Below are 18,527 nucleotides of genomic sequence, written 5' to 3'. Positions count from 1 at the left end.
TCGAATCGAACAGGTGTTCGGTTCGTCGATGGAGTGGCTGATGAGGGGCGGAGTGGCATGGCGAGCAGCACGGCACTGCAAGCGGCAGGAGCGACGGGTGCGGGACGTGGGCGCGGCTCCGCGCCGGTGCGGCCCGAGCGGCACCTGCGGGTGCTGCCGCCGGTGCCGGCGGCGTACGCGGTCGCACCGGCGCGCCGCGGTGCCGCGCCGGGTGTCGGCACGGGAGCCCTCCGTCCGGCACCCGAGGCGGCCCCCCGGCTCCGGTTGACCGCGCGGGGTCGCCGCCTGGTGGCCGTACTGGTCCTGGCAACAGGTGTCGGGCTGGTGGCCCTCGGCGAGTCCGTGCTGGGGGGTGACGGCGGTGGTCTCGAGCTCATGGGCACGAGCAGCGTCGTCGTCGAGCACGGTGACACCCTGTGGTCCATCGCGGGTGCGGTCGCCGGCGAGCGGGACGTGCGCGAGGTCGTCGACCGCATCCAGGAACTGAACGGCCTGCACAGTGCCGACATCGAACCCGGCCAGGTGCTGCAGCTGCCCTAGGTGCCTGCTGGCGCGGTCCGCGGCGCGTGTCGGACGTGCCGGATGGCGTCGACAGAAGGTGCACAACGCGACGCGGCGACTTCGTCAACCCTCTGTATGGGCGCATTCACGCTGTGTGCTCGCCGGCGACATACCGTTCTCACGTGTCGAGCGTCATGGAGAACCGAGCAGCCGTGTTCACCAGCCAGCCCCAGGTCGTCGAGGTCTACCAGGCAGGCGCCTGGTGGGCCGGGGAGCTGCTGGGGTGGCGCCACGACGAGGGCGGCGCCTGCCAGGTGTGGGTGCGCGCCGTCGTCGGTGGCGTGGAGCAGACGACCTGGACCGACCTGGCCGCTCTCCGGCTCCCCGAGCGCTCCACCGAGGCTGCAGGGCAGATGTCCCCACACCGCGACGGGCAGGAGCTGCCGCCCCGCGGGTCCAGCGCCGGCGTGCGCCGTCACTCGGCCGACGCCGCGACCACTGCGAGCCTGCCGCTGGCGCGCGACCGCGGGAGCGAGCCAGCCCCGGTGCGTCCGGGTGGCCGGCGCCGCGCGCCGGAGGACGCGGAGGTCCGGGTCGTCGCGGCATCGGCCGTGCCCGTCCCACCCGGACGGCACCGTGCGCCCTCCACCGATCCGGACGCCGGGCGGCACCGCGCGGCCGACACGGGCCTGTTCCCGGCCGTCGTCGACGAGCCGGCCCCGACGCCGCGGCGTCCACGCGAGGAGTTCCCGCCGACGGCCGCGTGGACGGTTCTCGCCGCCCGGCCCGCGCCGGCGGAGGAGGCGCTCGCCGACGCCTCGTGGGGCAACCCCGGCGACGAGCTGCTCACCCGGCCCATGCGGCTGACCGACCAGGTCCCGCACTCGCGTCGCCCACGCCTGATGGCGCACTGAGGCGACCCATGCGTTCCGCCGACGGCGCCGGGGCCCTGACGGGGCTCCCGGCGTCGTCGGCGCGTGTCGGTGGCGGCCACCCGGCAGGGGAGCGGGCGGGTCTTCCGCGCGTCGCGCACGGCGTGTCGTGTGACGGGTGGGGGCGGGTGTTCCGCGTGCGCACGCCCGGGTCCGGGGGGAACACGCCGAGGAAACGATCACTTGCACATCTTGTGGAGCCCGGCCTAGGGTCCCCCTACATCTAGTAGTTACAGAGCTGTAAGCCCATCCACAGGCGCATCCTCAGGTTCTCCCCGGCGCATCCACCGGATGTCCCCAGGGAGGTCCACAGGACGCCGGTGGGGGGCAGGCCGGGGCGCCCGCCGCGTCCGGCCGGGAGAGGAGGTGAACCACCGTGCGCTGCCCGTTCTGCCACAACCCCGACAGCCGGGTCATCGACTCCCGCGAGGCCGACGAGGGCGCCACCACCCGGCGTCGTCGGTCCTGCCCGAAGTGCGGACGGCGGTTCACCACCGTCGAGGAGGCGGTGCTCGCCGTCGTCAAGCGCAACGGCGTCAGCGAGCCCTTCAACCGCAGCAAGGTGGTCGCCGGCGTCCGGCGGGCCTGCCAGGGCCGCCCGGTCGACGAGGACCAGCTCAAGCTCCTCGCCCAGCAGGTGGAGGACACCATCCGCGCCAGTGGCGCGGCCGAGGTCCCGAGCAACGAGGTGGGCCTGGCCATCCTGGGCCCGCTCCGCGAGCTCGACGAGGTGGCCTACCTCCGGTTCGCCAGCGTGTACCGGTCCTTCACCTCGGTGGCGGACTTCGAGCGCGAGATCGCCGAGCTCAAGGCCCGGGAGTCCGCGTCACCACCGGCCGGGCCTGCCCCGCGGGACCCTGTCCCGTCCGGCGGCTGAGAACTGTCAGTGCCGACCGATAGACAGCAGTTCGAGCAGTTACCGATCGCGGCTCTTCCCCAGCCCCCGATCCACCACCGCGCAGCAGCACCGCGCAGCTCCGCGAAGCACCATGCGACACACGACCAGGGAGAGCTCCACACCATGACCGAGACCGACGACCGCTTGGCGACCCGGGCCCGCCGTTCGAGCAAGGCGCCCAGCCGCAAGGGCCTCAAGATCAAGCGCGTCTTCACCACCGCCGGTGTGCACCCGTACGACGAGGTGACCTGGGAGCGCCGCGATGTCGTCATGACCAACTGGCGGGACGGCTCGATCAACTTCGAGCAGCGCGGCGTGGAGTTCCCCGCCGAGTGGAGCATCAACGCCACCAACATCGTCACCACCAAGTACTTCCGCGGTGCGGTGGGCCAGCCGCAGCGCGAGAGCAGCCTGCGCCAGCTGATCGACCGGGTGGTGCTCACCTACACCGAGGCCGGCCGCGAGCACGGCTACTTCGCCACCGAGGGCGACGCCGAGATCTTCGAGCACGAGCTGACCTGGATGCTGCTGCACCAGTACTTCAGCTTCAACAGCCCCGTCTGGTTCAACGTCGGCACGAGCGCGCCGCAGCAGGTCAGCGCCTGCTTCATCCTCGCCGTCGACGACGAGATGGACTCGATCCTCAACTGGTACCGCGAGGAGGGCCTGATCTTCAAGGGCGGCTCCGGTGCCGGCCTGAACCTCTCCCGCATCCGCTCCTCCAAGGAGCTGCTGTCCTCCGGTGGCACCGCGTCCGGTCCGGTCAGCTTCATGCGGGGCGCCGACGCCTCCGCCGGGACCATCAAGTCCGGTGGCGCCACCCGTCGCGCGGCGAAGATGGTCGTCCTCGACATCGACCACCCCGACATCGAGGAGTTCATCGAGACCAAGGCGCGCGAGGAGACCAAGATCCGCGCGCTGCGCGACGCCGGCTACGACATGGACCTCGGTGGCAAGGACATCACCAGCGTCCAGTACCAGAACGCCAACAACTCGGTCCGCGTCTCCGACGAGTTCATGCGCGCGGTCGAGGAGGGCGACGAGTTCGGTCTCCGCGCCCGCCTGGACGGCTCGGTCATCGAGACCGTCGACGCCAAGGCCCTGTTCCGCAAGGTCACCCAGGCCGCGTGGGAGTGCGCCGACCCGGGCATCCAGTACGACGACACGATCAACGACTGGCACACCAACCCCGAGACCGGCCGCATCAACGCGTCCAACCCGTGCTCGGAGTACATGAGCCTGGACAACAGCTCGTGCAACCTGGCGTCGCTGAACCTCATGAAGTTCCTCAAGGACGACGGCACGTTCGACTCCAAGAACTTCGTCAAGGCCGTCGAGCTGGTCATCACCGCGATGGACATCTCGATCTGCTTCGCCGACTTCCCGACCGAGCCCATCGGTGACACCACCCGCGCCTACCGGCAGCTGGGCATCGGCTACGCCAACCTGGGCGCGCTGCTCATGGCGACCGGCCACGCCTACGACTCCCGCGGGGGCCAGAGCCTGGCCGCGGCCATCACCTCGCTGATGACCGGCACCGCCTACCGCCGCTCGGCCGAGCTCGCCGGCATCGTGGGCCCGTACGACGGGTTCGCCCGCAACGCCGACGCGCACGCCCGGGTCATGCGCAAGCACGCCGCGGCCAACGACGCGATCCGCCCGGTCGGGGCCGACGACGCCGACGTGCTGAAGGCCGCCACCGCCCAGTGGCAGGACTGCCTGGAGATCGGCGCGGAGAACGGCTGGCGCAACGCGCAGGCCTCGGTGCTGGCCCCCACCGGCACCATCGGTTTCATGATGGACTGCGACACGACCGGCATCGAGCCGGACTTCTCGCTGGTCAAGTTCAAGAAGCTGGTCGGCGGCGGCTCGATGCAGATCGTCAACCAGACGGTGCCGCGGGCGCTGCGCAGCCTGGGCTACCAGGAGGAGCAGATCGAGGCGATCGTCGAGTACATCGCCGAGCACGGCCACGTCGTGGACGCCCCGACCCTGCGTCCGGAGCACTACGAGGTCTTCGACTGCGCCATGGGCGAGCGGGCCATCTCCCCGATGGGCCACGTCCGCATGATGGCCGCGGTGCAGCCGTTCATCTCCGGCGCGATCAGCAAGACCGTCAACATGCCGGAGTCGGCGACCATCGAGGACGTCGAGAAGATCTACTTCGAGGGCTGGAAGCTCGGCCTCAAGGCGCTGGCGATCTACCGCGACAACTGCAAGGTCGGCCAGCCGCTGTCCGGCGGCAAGGGCAAGAACGACGGCACCAAGGACGAGGTCAAGGTCGCGGCCAGCGCCTCGCCCGAGCTGTCCCACCCGGTGCGCAAGCGGCTGCCGAAGAAGCGGACGAGCGTCACCACCTCCTTCAGCGTCGCCGGCGCCGAGGGCTACATGACCGCCGGGATGTACGAGGACGGCAGCCTCGGTGAGGTCTTCCTGAAGCTCGGCAAGCAGGGCTCGACCCTGGCCGGTGTGATGGACGCCTTCTCGATCGGCATCTCCCTGGCGCTGCAGCACGGTGTGCCGCTGGAGACCTACATCTCCAAGTTCACCAACATGCGCTTCGAGCCGGCCGGCATGACCGACGACCCGGACATCCGGATCGCCCAGTCGGTGATGGACTACATCTTCCGTCGCCTGGCGCTGGACCACCTGCCCGTGGAGAAGCGGGCCGGCCTCGGCATCTTCACCGCCGAGGAGCGGGCGGCGCAGGTCGCCGGCAGCTACGGCTCGTCGGCCTCGACCGCCACCGTGCAGGAGGAGGAGGTCGACCTGGAGCAGCTGCGTGGCTCCGCGCCGATCGAGACCGCCAAGGTGGAGGAGAAGGTGACCCCTGAGGGCCCGAAGTCGGTGAAGGAGGCGCACTCCTCGGCCGAGCTCCTCGAGCTGGTCACCGGAACCGCGACCGATGCGCCGCTGTGCATGACCTGCGGCACGAAGATGCGTCCCGCCGGCAGCTGCTACGTCTGCGAGGGCTGCGGCTCCACCAGCGGCTGCAGCTGACGAATGGTCCGACGGCAGTGTGTGCTCAGCGCTCGTGACCGATCTCCTGACATCGGTCACGACCTGAGCCGGCTGCCAGGAGTCGACGCCTGATCACGATGAAGCCCCGTGCGGATCACGGCGGGTTCTAACGGTCGCTGCAACACCCGATCACTTCGGGAGTTGCAGCGACCGTGTCGTTTGAGGAGTGGGCTTCATCGCGTCCGGTGGTCATGCGGGAGCGCCGATGGCGGCGCCGCCCGGTGACGTCCAGGGGCCCGTGGCGACGGTCGAACAGCGCGCCTTCCGCGATGCGGATCGGAGCGCCGGACGGTCCCGACGCCGAGGTCGGCACCTGCCGGCCATGGCAAGTAGGCAGTGCCGGTCCGGCCTCGCATGCTGCTCCTCCCGGTCGGTGACCACGCCGCAGGCGCACGTGGCGGGCCGTTGTCATCGATCTGTCATGCATGCAGGGGGGTAAGACGGGTTCCCGGGGTAGGGCCTGACCGCCCTGGAGCCGCCGGGCCGTGACATGAGGAGAAGCTGATGCGCTGCCGTACGGGGCGAGTCCCCGGCTCCCGGGTGCATGGCCGGACGGTCGAGTTCGGCGGCGGCACGTCAGTGGAACGGCCCCCGGGGGGCGATCGCCGATGCTGATCGACACCGTCCTCCTCGCCTCCGGAGCGCTCGGTCTGGCGATCGCGGCGGCGTCCAGCCGCCTCCGGCGCTGGCCGGTCTCCGAGCCGGTGCTCGGCCTGCTCATCGGCGTCGCGCTCGGCCCCCAGCTGCTCGGGGTGGTGGAGCTGCCCCCGTTCACCCAGGACCAGAGCTGGCTGCACACCGCCACCCGCCTGCTGCTGGCCGTCTCCGTCATGTCGGTGGCCCTGCGCTACCCGCTGAAGGACGCGCGGTCGCGGCTGCGCCCGGTCCTCCTGCTGCTCGCCGTCGTCATGCCGGTGATGGCGCTGGTCACCGCCGGCCTGGCCGCCCTCACGCTCGGCGTCGGGCTCGGCGCCGCCCTGCTGCTCGGCGCGGCGCTCTGCCCGACCGACCCCGTCCTGGCCTCCAGCGTCGTCACCGGGAAGCCGGCGGAGGAGGACCTCCCCGCCCGGGACCGCCAGATCCTGTCCCTGGAGTCCGGCGCCAACGACGGTCTCGCGCTGCCGCTCGTGCTGCTCGCGCTCGCGATCGCCGGGGCGGACAGCATCGGCGCCGGGCTGGCCGAGTCCCTGTGGCAGGTTGCCGGCGCCGTGCTGCTCGGCGTCCCGGCGGGCTGGCTGGGCGCCCGGGCGCTGCGCGCGGGGGAGGAGCACGGCTCCACCGATCCCGCGCCCCGCCTGCTGTTCACCGTCGTGCTCGCCTTCGCCGTGCTCGGCGCCTCGGGGCTGCTGCACGTCGACGGGATCCTGGCGGTGTTCGCCGCCGGATTGGCGTTCAACGGAGTCGCCACCGGCACCGACCGCACCGACGACGCCCCGATCGACGAGGCGGTCAACCGGTTCCTCGTCCTCCCGCTGTTCGTCGCCATCGGGATCGTCCTGCCGTGGGAGGCGTGGGCGGACCTCGGCTGGCGTGGCCCCGCACTGGTGCTGGCGGTGCTGCTCCTGCGCCGGCTGCCGGTGCTCTGGCTCCTGCGCAAGCCGCTGGAGCTCGGCCGGCCCGACGCGGCCTTCGTCGGCTGGTTCGGCCCCATCGGGGTGTCCGCGCTGTTCTACCTGAGCCTGGAGGCCGAGCGACTGGCCGTCGACCCGGTGGTGCTGGCCGCCGGCAGCCTGGTCGTCGCCGCGAGCACGGTGGTGCACGGCACCACGTCGTCCCCGGGCCGGGTGCTGTACCGGCGGGCGCAGGCACCCGTCACCGAGCCTTTCCACTCCTGAGGAGACAGCACATGTGGTTCGACTCGTGGTCCGACCTGGGCCGCATCCTCGCCATCGGGCTCAGTGCCTACGTCACCGTCGTGCTGGTCCTCCGCCTGGCGGGCAAGCGGACGCTGGCCAAGCTGAACGCGTTCGACCTGGTCGTCACCGTTGCCCTGGGGTCCACGCTGGCCACGATCCTGCTCAGCAGCGACGTCTCGTGGACCGAGGGGGCGCTGGCCCTGGCGCTGCTCGCCGCCGCGCAGTCCCTCGTCGCCTGGCTGACGGTGCACTGGTCCGGTTTCCGGAAGGTCGTCACCACCCGGCCCACCGTGGTGTTCCGGGACGGGGAACCGCTGGAGGAGGCACTCCGGGACGAGCGGATCTCGATGGACGAGATCCGCCAGGCGGTCCGCGCGAGCGGTTCCGGTGACCTGTCGTCGATCGCCGCGGTGATCCTGGAGAGCGACGGCTCGCTCAGCGTCGTGCCGGCGGAGAAGCTCGGCAACGGGTCGACCCTCCAGGGCGTCGTCAACGCGCAGCAGCCCGCCGACGGGTGACATCGGCGCCGCGGTCTCTCAGGGGTCGGCCGGCCAGCGGCCGGCGAGGGACCCGGCGAGCCGTCCGCGCCACGTCGACGTCTCGTCACCGTCGATGCTGGTGGTCTCCTCGGCGAGCTCGACCACCCGGTCCAGGTACCGGCACAGCGGCTCGTCGAGGCTCCCGGCCGGCGCCCGCCACGCGAGCTCGCGGAGCAGCCCGGCGAGCCGGCGGAGGACGGCGGGCTGGCCGCCCGCGCACTGGATCGGCTCCTCGACACCCAGCCGCACCAGTGCCGTGGCGTCCCACTGCGGCAGCACGAACCGCACCCTGCCCGCCTCGTCGCGGAACGGGGTCGCGCCGAGCGGGCGGCTCACGAGCTCGCCGAGCAGGGCGGAGACGTGCGACAGGCCGTGCACCGCCGTCGTGGGGTCGTTCGTGCCCGGCGACAGCGCGCGCACGGTGATGTCCACGGTCTTGCGCAGGCTGTAGGCGATGTCGCGGTCGGGCGTGCGCTCGAAGCTCAGCCGCACGCCGTCGGCCAGTGCCCGGCCCAGGAGGTCGAGGTCGACGGCGGACCCGGCCGGGGACGCCCACGCGTGCGCGATGGGCGTCCCGGTGACCACCGAGTCACCGATCCGGTGCGCGAGCAGCACCGTCGCCCCGGCCCGCTCGGCCGCCGCGGCGATCCGCGGTCCGTCCACGTCGGTGACGAAGCCGCTGCCCCTGGCCGGGACCGGCTGCGCGGGCCCGGTCGGCAGGGCAGCCCCGGACGGTTCGCCGCCGGCGTCCGGCAGCTCGCGGGAGAAGGTCCGCCGCGCCTCCTCGGAGACGTCGCGCAGCATGGTCTCGACGCGCAGCGAGCGGGCCAGGTGCCCGAGGAACAGCACCAGGGCCATGACGCTGACGACGGTCAGCACGAACGCCACCGTGACCGACAGCCGCGGGACGAAGGCCGGGTCGTCCGACCCCTCGGTCCGCACGGTGCGCAGCACGGTGAGGGCGTAGACGAAGGTGCCCACGAGCACGCCGAGGGTGGCCTGCACGACCCGGTCGGTGACGAAGGTCTGCAGCAGCCGCGGGGAGTGCTGGCTGCTGCTGAGCTGGAGGGCCACGACGGTGAAGGAGAACGTCAGCCCGGTCACCGAGATCAGCGACCCGGCGATGGCGGCGAGGACGTCCCGTGCCGCTGACGGGCCGCCGCCGAACGCGAAGGTCAGCGGGTGGTCGTCGGCCGGCCCGCCCAGCAGGCCGTCCAGCGCCGGGAAGGCGATGCCGAGGCCGACGGCGACCACGATGGCCAGCGCGGGGACCGGCCACAGGGAGCTGCTCAGCCGGTTGCGGACCCGGCGCAGCGCACCCGGGGTCATCGCCGTCCGCCCGCGGTCCGGGGGCCGGCCGGACGGCGCCCCGTCGGCGACGCGGGCGCGGAGGTCGCCGGGACGGAGCCGGCCGGCTCGGGCAGGGCGGGAGCCGACGGCGTCTGCGCCGGGACCGGCGCCACCGAGGCGTGGTCCGCCCGGCCGACGGGCCGGTCGGTCAGCCCGCGGTCGGTCGGCACCTCCAGCGGCTCGCCCTCGGTGGAGAACCGCACGCGGTCCACCGTCGGGAACTGCGTGGCCGTCCAGACCAGCTGGGCGACGGCGAGCTGCTGGTTCCCGCCGACGAGGCCGGTGAACTCCCGCGTGACGTCCAGCGTCACGACCTGGTCCTCCGGAGTGGGGCCGCTGTCCTGCAGGGTCTGGGGCGCCAGCGCCGTCCGCAGCCCGGACGCCGCCTCCTCGGGGGTGGGACCCGCGAGGAGCGCCTGGAGCACCGTCGGCACGTCGGCCGGGGAGACCGGCCGGGACACCGCCTCGAGCCGCGCCCCGCGCACGAGCCAGATCTGGGCCTCCTGCCCGCCGAGGGTCGCGGCGGGATCGGCGGGCGCCTCGGGAGCCGGGACGCCGAGGACCTCCGGGTGCTGCTGGGTGGGCACGCCGCATCCGCCCAGGGCCACCGCCGTCAGGAGGAGCCCCGCGGCGAGCCGCCGCGTCACGGCGCGTCCTGCAGCGGCAGCCGGACGGTGAACCGGGCGCCACCCTCGGGGCTGTCGGTGACCGAGACCCGGCCGCCCATCGCCGCCACGTGCCGCGTCACCAGCGACAGTCCGAGCCCGGCGCCGTCGGTGCGTGCCCGGTTGGTGTCCCGGCCCCGGGCGAAGCGCTCGAACACCCGGGAGCGCTCGCGCTCCGGGATGCCGGGGCCGGCGTCGTCCACCAGGAGCCGGGCCTCGTCGGGTCCCGCCTCGACCCGGACGGCGGTGACGCCGCCCCCGTGCTTGTCGGCGTTCTCCACCAGGTTGCCGATCACCCGTTCCAGGCGTCGCTTGTCGGCCAGCACGACGACGTCGGCGGCGTCCGGGGCGACGGTGAGCGGGGCGGAGGCGCGACCGTCGATCCGGCGGCGGGACAGCGACTCACGGACCAGGGCGGGCAGGTTGACCTCCTCCAGGACGGCGTCCGCGCTGCCGGCGTCACCGCGCGAGATCTCCAGCAGGTCGGCCACCAGGCGCTCGAAGCGGGTGACCTCCGCCTGCAGGAGCGCCAGCCCTTCACGGCCGTCCTCGGGCAGATCCTGCTCGTGCTCCACGAGCAGGGCCAGCGCGCCGAGCATCGTGGTGAGCGGGCTGCGCAGCTCGTGGCTGACGTCGGCGGCGAAGCGGGCGTCGCTGCGGACCCGCTCCTCCAGCGCCGTCACCGTGGTGTTGAACGAGCGGGCGATCGGCACCAGCGCGGGGTCCCCCTCCGGGTCGATCCGCGCGCTCAGGTCACCGGCCGCGACGGCCGCGGCAGCGGCCGCGACCCGGTCCAGCGGCCGCAGCGTCGGGCGGGTGGCCCAGCTGCCCACCAGCAGCGATGCGGGCACGACCGCCAGCACCGCCGCGGCCAGCACCCCGGCCAGGACCCGGTAGGTGTCGTCCAGCTCGTCGAGCGGGAAGACCTCGAAGTACGCCCCGCCGGACTCCCCGAGCGGCAGCCCGATCGCCAGCACGGTCCGCCCGTCGACGGAGAACCGCTGCCGCGCCGGCGTCCCCTCCAGCACGGTCCGCCGCAGCGCGGTCGGCAGGTCGTCGCGGCCGAAGCCCAGGGAGCTGGTGATCCACCGGTCGCCCTCGGCGATCAGCGAGGTGGAGCCGCTCTCGCGGGGGAGCTGGGAGAGCAGCTGCTCCGGGGACAGCCCCTCCGCGGCCGCCGCGCGCTGCACCTGCGCGGCGTTGGCCGTGGTCTGCGCGAGGGTGGCCCGCTCCCGGCCGAGGAGCAGGTAGCGCGAGACAGCCAGCCACACCCCGACGGACAGCACGAGGCTGAGGACGACGGCCACCGCGGTGAACGCCAGGGTCACGCGACCCCGGAGCGTGCGCGTCCAGCGCGCAGCGCTCACCCCGGTACCCGGTAGCCCATGCCGCGCACGGTCGTGACCACCTCCGGGCTGGCGGGATCGCTCTCGATCTTCTTGCGCAGCCGGCGGATGTGGACGTCGACCAGCCGGGAGTCGCCGAAGTAGTCGTACCCCCAGACCCGCTGCAGCAGCTCCTCCCGGCTCAGGACGCGACCGCGGTCGGAGGCGAGCTCGGTGAACAGCCGGAACTCGGTCCTGGTGAGGTCCAGGGACCGGCCGTCGCGGGTGACGCTGCCGGCCAGTGGCGAGATCTCCAGGTCTCCGACGGTGATCACCGGCAGCTCCTCGGCCTCGCGGGACCGGCGGGTGAGTGCGCGCACGCGGGCGACGAGCTCCTTGGGTACGAACGGCTTGGTGACGTAGTCGTCCGCCCCCGCCTCCAGGCCGGCGACGACGTCGTCGCTGTCCGAGCGGGCGGTCACCATGATCACCGGGGTGGTGCTGGTGCGGCGGATCTCCCGGCACACCTCGAACCCGTCCATCCCGGGCAGCCGGAGGTCGAGCAGGACGACGTCGTAGGGCTGCCCGGCGAGCCGGACCAGACCGTCCTCGCCGGTGGCGGCCTCCGCCACCTCGAAGCCCTCGCGGCGCAGCGTCATGTGGACCATCCGGCGGATCCGGGCGTCGTCCTCGATCACCAGTACAGAGCGCGGCACAGGGAGCAGTGTGCCCACTCCGGCGGCATCCGTGTCGTCCACGGCCGTACTGTGCGCATCCCGCGCGGCCGCGGCGCTCCGCCGCGCGGAATGTCACGGACCTGTCACACGCCTCGGGACTGGTCCGCGCGCACCGGGTAAGGGCACGCCACGGAACCCCCGGGTGCGAGGAGACGATCGGTGGACGGCGGGCTGACGACGACCGGAGCGCTGGTCGGGGCACTCGTCATCACCCTCCTCCTGGTCGCGCTGCACCTGGCCGCCCCGCGGCTGCGCGGGCTGCCGCTGGTGCCCGAGCGCGTCACCGGCTCCTTCGCCGGGGGGCTCGCGGTGGCCTACGTCTTCCTGCACCTGCTGCCCGAGCTCGCCGAGGGGAACGAGGCGATCGGCGAGGCGCTGAGCGACGTGGTGGAGCCGACGCCGCTGCTGGACCTGAGCGTGTTCCTGGTGGCGCTGGCGGGCTTCGCCGCCTTCTACGGCCTGGACCGCCTGGCGCGGTCGCGGGCGCACCCGATCCCGGCCGGCGTGGGCTCCGGCGGCAGGGGAGCCGGCGACCGGGGAGGAGGCGGTCGGCGGGACGGCGGTCCGGAGCCGGCCGGCGTCTACTGGCTGCACCTCGGCTCGTTCATGGTCTACAACGCGCTGATCACATACACGATGGCGCTCCGGTTGGAGACCGGTGTGGCCTTCGCCGCGCTGTTCGCGCTCGCCATGGGGCTGCATTTCGTGCTCACCGACCGGTCGCTGGAGGAGCACTACCCCCACCGGTTCCCGCGCAGCGGCCGGGTGCTGCTGGCCGCCGCGCTGCTGCTCGGCTGGGGTGCCGACGCGCTGGTCGCGCCGACCAGCACCGTGCTGGTGGCGCTGCTGACGGCGCTGCTCGGCGGTTCCATCCTGCTCAACGTCTTCAAGGAGGAGCTGCCGTCCAGCGGTCGTTCCAGCTACGGCTGGTTCCTGGCCGGGCTCGGCCTGTACGCGGGGCTGCTGACCCTCGTCACCGCGCTGGGGCAGTGACCTGGCCGGACGGCGGCGGGTCCGCGGGCCGGACGTCGCCGACGCCACGCAGACGGCGGACGGCGGGGGCGGGTACCGTCCCGGTCCCGGGTCTACGACGTGCACGTCGGCGCCGAGGGGGAGCCGTCGCAGGTGATCGCCGCCGTCCGGGTGCCGCTCGCGCTCGCCCTGCGGTGCGCAGCGCGCTTCGGGCCCACGACGTGCCGCCCGAGCTGGTCCGGCGGCCGGCGCCGAGCCCCTCCGCGGCCGGTCGGGTGTGAGATGCACCCACCCGGCGGCGCGCGCCCCGGGTGGCTGCGCATGCTGGACGGATGAGCCCGACCAGAGACCTGCTGCGCGAGCCGTGGGTGCAGCGCGGGGTGCGGGCGGCGCTGGCCGCCGCGCTCGCCTGGCAGGTGGCCGTGCTCCTGCCCCCGCCGCTCGCGCAGTACTCCTACTACGCCGCGCTCGGCGCGGTCATCGCGGTGCACCCCACGGTCGCCGACTCCGCGGCCGCGGCATGGCGCACCGTGCTGGCCATCCTGCTGGGCTTCGTCCTCGCCGTCGGGGTGCACGAGCTGACGGCGTCGCCGCTGATCCCCGGTGCGGTCACCATCGCCCTCGTCGTGGCCGTGGCCATCGTCGTCGAGCAGTGGCCGGTCCTGGGCGAGCACCGCACCTGGGTCAGCTTCGCCGCCGTCCTGATGTTCACCGTGGGCGCCGCCGACCCGGCCAGATACGCGGCCAGCTACGGCGGGCTGACGCTGCTCGGCGCGGCCATCGGCGTCCTGGTCACGACCGTGCTGTTCCCGCCGCTGCAGCTCACCACCGCCGTGCGGCGGATCGACGCGTCCCGTGAGCTGCTCGCCCGGCACCTGCAGGACATCGCCGGCGGGTTGCGGGAGGGCGTGGTGCCCTCGCCGGGGGAGTGGGATGCCCGGGGCCAGGCTCTGGCGGGCGCGCTGGACCGCATGCGTGCCGCGGAGAACCTCGTGGAGCGCGCCCGGCGGGCCAATCCGCGCGCCCGGCGGTGGAGGGGTGAGGCGTCCAGCATCCGGGAGCAGTCCCGGGCCCTGGACCGGGTGGCGGTCCTGATCGACGACCTGACGACGATGGTGGTGGAGTTCCAGCCGCACCGCCGGGGCATCGACCGGATCGAGGGCGGCACCGGCTGGGTCCTGGCCGAGGCGCTCGACGGACTGGCCCACGTGGTGCGCACCCCGCACGCCACAGGGACCGGCCACGACGTGCCGGACGACCGGGCCGAGGCCCTCGCGGCCGCGGAGCACGCGTTGCAGCGCCTCACCGCGCTCGTGCGGACCTCGGACGTCGCCGACGACGAGGGCTTCTTCGCCCTCGGGGCTGTCACTGTCGGAATGCACCGCGCTCTGGACACGCTGCGCGACCGGAGGGGGGAGGCGCACATGGCCTGATCGACCCCGCTCACGTCATTCGCGTAGGTGACACGGGGTTTCGCCGCCGCAGGGCGGAGCACTTCCCGAGCGACCCGAGCACGCGGGTCCCCACCCGGCTGTCCACGGACGACGGCCCGGCGGCGGCTGCCGCCGGTCCGCGCGCTCGCAGCACCACCTGCCCGAGGACCCATCGCACGCACACGAACGGGAGGGGCGTCCGAGACGGACGCCGTACCAGCCAGTGACCATCACTTCCCCCCAGCCCTCAGCCCAGGACGGCCGCGAGCCGACCTCCGCGTCGTCCACCGATGCCCTCGCCGGCACGGGCCCCGGCACCGACGAGCACCCGGCCATCGCCGAGCCGCCGGCCCTGCCGGCCGACCAGCGGGCCACGCTCGACCGGACCGTCTTCGCCATCGCGGCCGTCGTCGCGCTCACCTTCGTCGCCTGGGGCTTCCTCGCGCCCAGCGGTCTGGGGTCGGCCAGTGGCACCGCGCTCGTCTGGATCGAGACGAACCTCGGCTGGCTCTTCGTCACCCTGGCCTCGGCGTTCGTCGTCTTCGTCGTGTGGCTGGCCGCCAGCGCGTACGGCCGCATCCCGCTCGGCCGCGACGGTGAGGCGCCGGAGTTCCGGACCGTCTCCTGGGTCGCCATGATGTTCAGCGCCGGCATGGGCATCGGCCTGATGTTCTACGGCGTCGCCGAGCCGCTGACCCACTACGTCGCGCCGCCGCCGCGCTCGGTGGCTGCGGAGACCCCCGAGGCGGTCCAGACGGCGATGGCCACCACGCTGTTCCACTGGACGCTGCACCCGTGGGCCATCTACGCCGTCGTCGGTCTGGCGATCGCCTACGGCACCTTCCGCCGGGGCCGCAAGCAGCTGATCAGCGCCGCGTTCGAGCCGCTGTTCGGCGCGCGCCGCACCACCGGACCCGCCGGCAAGCTGATCGACGTCCTCGCCATCTTCGCGACCCTCTTCGGCTCGGCCGCCTCGCTCGGCCTCGGGGCGCTGCAGATCGGCAGCGGCATGGAGATCCTGGGCTGGGCCGGGAGCGTGGGCAACGGCCTGCTGGTCGGCATCATCGCCGTCCTCACCGCCGCCTTCGTCGCCTCCGCGGTGTCCGGCGTCGCCAAGGGCATCCAGTGGCTGTCCAACATCAACATGGTGCTGGCCGTCGTCCTGGCCCTGTTCGTGTTCGTCGTCGGCCCGACGGTGTTCATCCTCAACCTGCTGCCCGGCGCGGTCGGCAGCTACTTCTCCGAACTGGCGCAGATGGCCGCCCGCACCGAGGCCAGCGGAGGCGACCCCATGGCCGAGTGGCTGCGCGGGTGGACCGTCTTCTACTGGGCCTGGTGGATCTCGTGGACGCCGTTCGTCGGGCTGTTCATCGCCCGCATCAGCCGGGGCCGCACCATCCGCCAGTTCGTCAGCGGTGTGCTGCTCGTGCCCAGCGTGGTCACCCTGCTGTGGTTCGCGGTGTTCGGCGGGGCCGGCATCGCCGCCCAGCGCGACGGCGCGGACGTGGCCGGGCAGGCCACCTCCGAGGGGCAGCTGTTCGGCGTTCTCGACCAGTTCCCGCTGGCCACGGTCATGACGGTGCTGGTCATGGCGCTGGTGGCGATCTTCTTCGTCTCCGGCGCGGACGCCGCCTCGATCGTGATGGGCGCGCTGTCCGAGCGGGGCACGCTGGAGCCCAGCCGCCCGACCGTCATCTTCTGGGGCGTCGTGATGGGCGCCGTCGCGGCGGTGATGCTCCTGGTCGGCGGGGACGAGGCCCTCACCGGCCTGCAGAACCTGACGATCATCGCGGCGTTGCCGTTCGCCCTCGTCATGGTGGGGCTGGCGGTCTCGCTGGCCAAGGACCTGCGCTCGGATCCGATGGTCCTGCGCCGCACCTACGCCACCGAGGCCGTCGAGCAGGCCGTCGTCGAGGGCATCACCCGGCACGGCGACGACTTCGTGCTGGTGGTGGAGGCCGGCGGCGAGGGGACCGGCTCGCCCGGGTCCGGGGCCACCGCCGCCCGGAGCGGCCAGGGCCCGGCCGATCGGGACCCCGACGGCCGGGATCCCGACGTCCGGGATCCCGACGTCCGGAATCCCGACGGCCGGGAACCGGCCGCGCGGAACTCCTAGCCCCGACTGCGGCGGGCCCCCAGGACGACGTCCTGGGGGCCCGCCGCGTATTCGTGCCCGGTCGCTCAGCGGCGGCCGCAGGCCTTGAGGTCCACCCGCAGCTGCTGGCCGCGGTCGACCACGACGGGCACCCGCTCGACGACCCGGCCGTCCCGCTCGCAGGTGAGCGTCCAGGCCTCCACCAGCCCGGGCACGGTGGACGTCTCGGCCTCGAACAGCGAGGCGGTCAGCGTCCACGTCGGCGTGACCGAGGCGAAGTTGATCGCCCGCAGGACGTAGGTGCCCTGCTCGGGCGCCTGGAGAAGCACGCGCTCCTTCTCCCCGACGAAGTTGCCCGAGCTGCCCACCTGCACGAGGGAGCCGTCGGCGTTCTTGCGGTAGACCTCGAGGTCCATGTCGTCCGGGGTCGGCCAGTCGAGGACCACCTCGAGCAGGTCGGCGTCGCGGGCGACGGTGAACTCCCGGTCGGTCGACTGCAGCGGCAGCGTCGTGCCGGTCCAGGACTCCTCCTGCACCGGGTCGCCGGACAACGTCTCCACCTGGCGGTCCTTGACCACGGGCCGGGTCGAGGGGTTGACGTGCCAGGTGTAGCGGCCGTCGGGCCCGACGGTCATCGTGGTGTCCAGGGTGTCCTGGATCGAGCCCTCCCACGTCGGGCTGGGGAAGGTCTTCTTCAGCCGCAGCGTGGCGCCGGCCGGCGCCTTGCCGCTGAGCACCGAGTGCGTCGTCGGGTCGACGGCGTTCTCCAGGGCCACCAGGTAGGCCTCCCGGTTGCCCTTCCCGGCGAACTCCCCGGCCCCGAGGTACTCGTCGATGACCTCCGGGAACGGCGGGTGGAACTCGTCGGGGCCGATCTCGAAGGTGTAGCCGAACCCGCCGGTGGCGTTGTAGGACCAGTCCTCGGTGGAACCGGTGGTGTCGTAGAGCTCCCACGCGTGCTGGCTGGTGTAGCCGTTCTGCGCGGCCATCTCGTCACCGAGCGCCTTGAGCGCCGCCTCGTCGAACGGGTCACCCAGCGGGATGCCCTCGCTCGGCGGGACCAGGTCCGGTGCCGCGCCGTTCGGCCGGAGCACCAGGTTGGAGAAGGTGTGGTTCGTGATCAGCGTGGTCACGTGCCGCCCGCTGACCAGCTCGCGGATGTTCTGCGTCTCCGGCTCCGAGAACGGTGCGGCACCCCGGTACGTCGGGTCGGCGAAGAGGTCCGAGGCGCCCGGGCCGCCCCAGTAGCCGCCGTAGTTGCGGTTGAGGTCGGTGCCGGTGCCGAAGCCGCCGGGGCTCGTCAGGCTGCCCGCCCGGCAGGTGCCGTCGGGGGTGTCCTGCCCGTCCACGAGCCGGCAGTTCTTTCGCTTGTAGGCGTTACCGGGGTTGCCGAGGATCGTCGCGGTGCCACCGCCGTCCACCTCGCGGATGTCCACCAGTTCCCCGTCGGTGCGGGAGAGCTCGAAGCCGTCGACGTTGACCACCGGCACCACGACCACGCGTGAGCGGTCGACCAGGTCGGTGATGCGGCGGTCGGTGCCGTAGTTCCGCACCAGGTCGACCGCGAACTCCATCGCGTTCTCCCCGGAGGGCCACTCCCGCGCGTGGTGCACGCCGAGCATCACGAAGACGGGCAGGCCGCGGTCGGGTCCGTGCACGTCCTTGCCGATCTCCACGCCGAAGATCTCCCGGCCGTCGAGGGACCGGTGCGGCAGCGCGAAGCGCTTGACCAGGTCGGGGCGGTCGCTCTCCAGCGCCGCCATGTCGGCGTTGTAGTCGGCCAGCGTGCGGTAGGCGTCCCGGCCCGACGGCAGGGGCGAGGTGGTGGTGGCCGCGGCGTACGCGGCGTTGATCCGGTTGTTCTCGGCCTCGCGGGCCAGCAGGTCCGGGATGCGGACGTCGAAGCCGAGCCCGGCGCCGAGCAGCGCGGCGAGGTCGGCCGGCGTGTGCAGCACCACCTCGACGTAGTCGTGCCCGGCGTGCTCGGTGAGGTCCAGGCCCAGCGTCTGCAGCAGTGCCTTGTCCGCGCGGGTCGGGGTGTCGACGGTGACCAGCTGGGGCCGGAACTCGTCGGGCACCGCGGCGGCGGGGGTGGAGAGGCCGGCGGTGGTCAGACCGATCAGCACGGTCGTGGCCACCGCGCACAGCGTGGCTCGGCGGGGGAGGGGACGACGTCTCATGGCGGCGCTCCGGTCTGGAGGAG

Annotated in this window: 14 protein-coding genes; 9 read left to right on the top strand and 5 right to left on the bottom strand. The window is 73.2% G+C overall.

Features of this window, described 5'->3' with window-relative positions:
- Window positions 1–57 precede the first annotated feature (57 nt).
- From C5507_RS08015 to C5507_RS07990, 6 genes are all read left to right on the top strand, one after another.
- Window positions 58–540: a LysM peptidoglycan-binding domain-containing protein gene (locus C5507_RS08015; protein ID WP_104528005.1), complete on the top strand. Its 483-nt coding sequence runs from the start codon at window positions 58–60 to the stop codon at window positions 538–540.
- A 143-nt stretch (window positions 541–683) separates the two neighbouring features.
- Entirely contained in the window at window positions 684–1,415 is a 732-nt protein-coding gene (locus C5507_RS08010; RefSeq protein WP_130504235.1) for a hypothetical protein, read from the top strand.
- 394 nt (window positions 1,416–1,809) lie between these two features.
- Window positions 1,810–2,310: a transcriptional regulator NrdR gene (gene nrdR / locus C5507_RS08005; RefSeq protein WP_104528003.1), complete on the top strand. Its 501-nt coding sequence runs from the start codon at window positions 1,810–1,812 to the stop codon at window positions 2,308–2,310.
- A gap of 144 nt (window positions 2,311–2,454) precedes the next feature.
- Entirely contained in the window at window positions 2,455–5,331 is a 2,877-nt protein-coding gene (locus tag C5507_RS08000; RefSeq protein ID WP_104528002.1) for a vitamin B12-dependent ribonucleotide reductase, read from the top strand.
- Window positions 5,332–5,960: 629 nt separating this feature from the next.
- Window positions 5,961–7,187, top strand: coding sequence for a cation:proton antiporter domain-containing protein (locus C5507_RS07995; RefSeq protein WP_104528001.1), 1,227 nt, complete (start codon window positions 5,961–5,963; stop codon window positions 7,185–7,187).
- An 11-nt stretch (window positions 7,188–7,198) separates the two neighbouring features.
- Window positions 7,199–7,726 carry a DUF421 domain-containing protein gene (locus C5507_RS07990; RefSeq protein ID WP_104528000.1) on the top strand — a complete coding sequence of 176 codons (528 nt, stop codon included), beginning with the start codon at window positions 7,199–7,201 and terminating at the stop codon, window positions 7,724–7,726.
- A gap of 18 nt (window positions 7,727–7,744) precedes the next feature.
- Here C5507_RS07990 and C5507_RS07985 read toward each other — a convergent pair whose 3' ends face one another.
- The 4 genes from C5507_RS07985 to C5507_RS07970 are packed head-to-tail and all read right to left on the bottom strand — an operon-like array spanning window position 7,745 to window position 11,845.
- On the bottom strand, window positions 7,745–9,076 hold the full coding sequence (locus C5507_RS07985) for a DUF2254 domain-containing protein (protein WP_104527999.1): 1,332 nt from the start codon (window positions 9,074–9,076) through the stop codon (window positions 7,745–7,747).
- Window positions 9,073–9,744 (bottom strand): GerMN domain-containing protein, encoded by a 672-nt coding sequence (locus tag C5507_RS07980; protein ID WP_104527998.1) that lies wholly within the window; start codon window positions 9,742–9,744, stop codon window positions 9,073–9,075. Before C5507_RS07980 ends, C5507_RS07985 begins: the two co-directional genes overlap by 4 nt.
- A complete protein-coding gene (locus C5507_RS07975; protein WP_158657545.1) occupies window positions 9,741–11,090 on the bottom strand; it encodes a sensor histidine kinase in 1,350 nt (449 codons plus the stop codon). Before C5507_RS07975 ends, C5507_RS07980 begins: the two co-directional genes overlap by 4 nt.
- 35 nt (window positions 11,091–11,125) lie before the next feature.
- Complete coding sequence (locus tag C5507_RS07970; protein ID WP_282957581.1) at window positions 11,126–11,845, bottom strand: response regulator transcription factor; 720 nt, start codon at window positions 11,843–11,845, stop codon at window positions 11,126–11,128.
- A gap of 138 nt (window positions 11,846–11,983) precedes the next feature.
- Between C5507_RS07970 and C5507_RS07965 the strand changes: the two genes are divergently transcribed.
- The 3 genes from C5507_RS07965 to C5507_RS07950 all read left to right on the top strand — a co-directional run bounded on the left by C5507_RS07965 (window position 11,984) and on the right by C5507_RS07950 (window position 16,345).
- On the top strand, window positions 11,984–12,817 hold the full coding sequence (locus tag C5507_RS07965) for a hypothetical protein (RefSeq protein WP_104527995.1): 834 nt from the start codon (window positions 11,984–11,986) through the stop codon (window positions 12,815–12,817).
- Window positions 12,818–13,128: 311 nt separating this feature from the next.
- A complete protein-coding gene (locus tag C5507_RS07955) occupies window positions 13,129–14,229 on the top strand; it encodes an aromatic acid exporter family protein (protein ID WP_104527993.1) in 1,101 nt (366 codons plus the stop codon).
- A 223-nt stretch (window positions 14,230–14,452) separates the two neighbouring features.
- A complete protein-coding gene (locus C5507_RS07950; RefSeq protein WP_211295506.1) occupies window positions 14,453–16,345 on the top strand; it encodes a BCCT family transporter in 1,893 nt (630 codons plus the stop codon).
- 65 nt (window positions 16,346–16,410) lie between these two features.
- On the opposite strand, the gene C5507_RS07945 is transcribed toward C5507_RS07950, so the two are convergent.
- Window positions 16,411–18,462 (bottom strand): M14 family zinc carboxypeptidase, encoded by a 2,052-nt coding sequence (locus C5507_RS07945; RefSeq protein ID WP_242611095.1) that lies wholly within the window; start codon window positions 18,460–18,462, stop codon window positions 16,411–16,413.
- Window positions 18,463–18,527: the final 65 nt, after the last annotated feature.

The sequence above is a fragment of the Blastococcus saxobsidens genome, from assembly GCF_002938435.1.
Taxonomy (GTDB): Bacteria; Actinomycetota; Actinomycetes; order Mycobacteriales; family Geodermatophilaceae; genus Blastococcus; species Blastococcus saxobsidens.
The sequence above is the reverse complement of the archived record's forward strand: the minus strand, read 5'-3'. Positions and strand labels throughout refer to the sequence as shown.

Coding starts and splice junctions, on each gene's coding strand:
- C5507_RS08015 (WP_104528005.1), top strand. CDS start 58: ATGGCGAGCAGCACGGCACTGCAAGCGGCAGGAGCGACGGGTGCGGGA.
- C5507_RS08000 (WP_104528002.1), top strand. CDS start 2,455: ATGACCGAGACCGACGACCGCTTGGCGACCCGGGCCCGCCGTTCGAGC.
- C5507_RS07995 (WP_104528001.1), top strand. CDS start 5,961: ATGCTGATCGACACCGTCCTCCTCGCCTCCGGAGCGCTCGGTCTGGCG.
- C5507_RS07990 (WP_104528000.1), top strand. CDS start 7,199: ATGTGGTTCGACTCGTGGTCCGACCTGGGCCGCATCCTCGCCATCGGG.
- C5507_RS07985 (WP_104527999.1), bottom strand. CDS start 9,076: ATGACCCCGGGTGCGCTGCGCCGGGTCCGCAACCGGCTGAGCAGCTCC.
- C5507_RS07955 (WP_104527993.1), top strand. CDS start 13,129: ATGAGCCCGACCAGAGACCTGCTGCGCGAGCCGTGGGTGCAGCGCGGG.